This is a genomic window from Acinetobacter sp. YH12129 (genome assembly GCF_013418685.1).
Classification (GTDB): domain Bacteria; phylum Pseudomonadota; class Gammaproteobacteria; order Pseudomonadales; family Moraxellaceae; genus Acinetobacter; species Acinetobacter amyesii.
This window is the reverse complement of record NZ_VPBP01000069.1, coordinates 1-1,957: the sequence shown is the minus strand read 5'-3', so window position 1 is coordinate 1,957 and position 1,957 is coordinate 1. Positions and strand designations below refer to the sequence as shown.

The window sequence follows — 1,957 nt, the reverse complement described above, 5'->3', positions numbered from 1 at the left end:
AAAATGCTGTGCTGCTTTTCGCACAGACATTTCATCTCGAATCATAATTTCTATGACTTTGTCTTTAAAATCTTTTGAATATCCCATATCTCTATTGTTCTATAGTTTTTAGGATTTGGCTATATTTGTATTAACAGCATTTCCATTTTCTATAACCTTTTCAGCCGAAATTGATGTCCGAAAGACCATCGTTCAAGCAAAAAATAACGATAAACAGGCGCTTTATGATTTGGCTGTACTGAAACATATGGGGCTAGAAGGTGTGGAGATTAATCTGCCTGAAGCCATAGCGCTGTATAAGCGTGCTTCTGCCTTAGGGCACCGCTCTGCAAATCAAAATTTGGGATTGATGTATTACAAAGGTGTAGGAGTAAAAGTAGATTATGTAGAAGCCGCAAAATGGTTTGAGATCGGTGCTGAAAGAAACTTAGATGATTCAAAGCGTATGCTTTTGATTATGAATAAATATGAACTCATTCCAAGGAATGAGAAAAAATTGGAAAGTCTTTTAATTGAATTTGCAAATAAAGGCAAGCAAGAAGATATCGAACAATTGGCCGACTATTATTACTATACGAAGCAAAATATGCAGCTTGCTGAAAAGCCAACGATGTTGTTGGCTGAACAAGGCTTGGCTCAATATCAGTCCCGTTTGGGTATGATTTATTATCAAGGTATTGACGCAAAGCCTGATTATAAAAAGGCTTATCCGTGGTTTTTAAAGGCTGCGGAAGCAAATGATTTGAACGGAAAAATTAGCGTAGCAAGTTTTTATTTAGGTGGGCTAGGCGTACAGCGAGATTTTGAAAAAGCTGTTGCATGGTTTAATTCGGCTTATGAGCAGGACCCTGTGAAAACATGTGAAATTCACAGTCTCGTTCTGTCAGAATTGAACAATGAAACACAACAATGTGAGTTGAGTAGAAAACATTAAAAAGCCCCCATGGTTAGGGGCTAGTCGTATCACTCGCGTGATACTCATATAAGGCTCATCTCATACTGTGTATATTAAAGCATAAAATTGAAAAAATGCTGAGTAAATTGACAGTTAAAACTTTGTTGTTTTAGGAAAAAGCGATCGCTATACTTTGCCATGAACATTTGTTCAATTCACTATAACCATAAAGAACTATATTGATGAAAGAATATAAAGTTGTTATCTATCAAGAAGGTATGCTGGGATCTTTGCTGCTTGGCTCTTCAAAAGTTGATCCTGTTAAATTCACTAATTTTTTAAATCAAAATGCACAGCAAGGTTGGGCGGTGATTACGATGGAAAAGGATATCCGTCGTATGCTGCTTTTTTGGAAGCGCGAAGCTTATGTAGTTGTTTTGGAGAGAGAAAAATGAAATACGGTGTCTTTAGTGCACTTATTATTTCAGTTTTATGGGGTTTATTAGCCATCGCTCAATTATGGTTTGAGTTGCTCAGTATCGAAGTATTTACCAAACTAACCGTCACAGTAGTGATCTTAGAAGCCATCATTATTATTGCAACATTGGTCATACGTGAGTATTTGACAGATAAAAAATTGAAAAAAGATGGCTATATAGATTAGAACACATAAATAGGGCAATTGAGTGCTGAACTCAATTGCCCTTAAATTTTAAAGTCATCTTATAGATTAAATCTATATTGGCTCATTACTCAATCATCATAAGGTCAGCACTGCTGGCAGATTTTAATTGTCGTAGCGCAAAAATAGAGCGTGTATGGCGTATACCTTTCATAGAATATAAGTTTTTACGCAAAAAACGCTCATAGTGTTCAGCATTTTTAACCGCAACTTTCACTAAATAATCGTAATCGCCAGTGACTAAATGTGCCTCTGTTAGCGGCAGTGTAAAAATGACCCCCTAATGGCATTTAAAAACTGACCCCCTTGGTTAATATAGCGGTCATTTTGGACTGCTCAACATGTTAACTTTGGAGCAAGCAGTGACAATCCAAATACTT

3 protein-coding genes and 1 pseudogene are annotated in these 1,957 nt (G+C 36.4%); 3 read left to right on the top strand and 1 reads right to left on the bottom strand.

Annotated elements, in window-relative coordinates:
- The first annotated feature begins 115 nt into the window (after positions 1 to 115).
- The 3 genes from FTU65_RS16055 to FTU65_RS16045 all read left to right on the top strand — a co-directional run bounded on the left by FTU65_RS16055 (position 116) and on the right by FTU65_RS16045 (position 1,559).
- Positions 116 to 934: a tetratricopeptide repeat protein gene (locus tag FTU65_RS16055; RefSeq protein WP_180065568.1), complete on the top strand. Its 819-nt coding sequence runs from the start codon at positions 116 to 118 to the stop codon at positions 932 to 934.
- A gap of 203 nt (positions 935 to 1,137) precedes the next feature.
- Positions 1,138 to 1,350 (top strand): DUF4177 domain-containing protein, encoded by a 213-nt coding sequence (locus tag FTU65_RS16050; protein ID WP_078193931.1) that lies wholly within the window; start codon positions 1,138 to 1,140, stop codon positions 1,348 to 1,350.
- Positions 1,347 to 1,559, top strand: coding sequence for a hypothetical protein (locus FTU65_RS16045; protein ID WP_180011282.1), 213 nt, complete (start codon positions 1,347 to 1,349; stop codon positions 1,557 to 1,559). The genes FTU65_RS16050 and FTU65_RS16045 overlap by 4 nt, the downstream gene beginning before the upstream one ends.
- A gap of 85 nt (positions 1,560 to 1,644) precedes the next feature.
- On the opposite strand, the pseudogene FTU65_RS16040 reads toward FTU65_RS16045, so the two are convergent.
- Positions 1,645 to 1,836, bottom strand: a pseudogene (locus FTU65_RS16040) (Lrp/AsnC ligand binding domain-containing protein); the annotation flags it as partial.
- Positions 1,837 to 1,957: the final 121 nt, after the last annotated feature.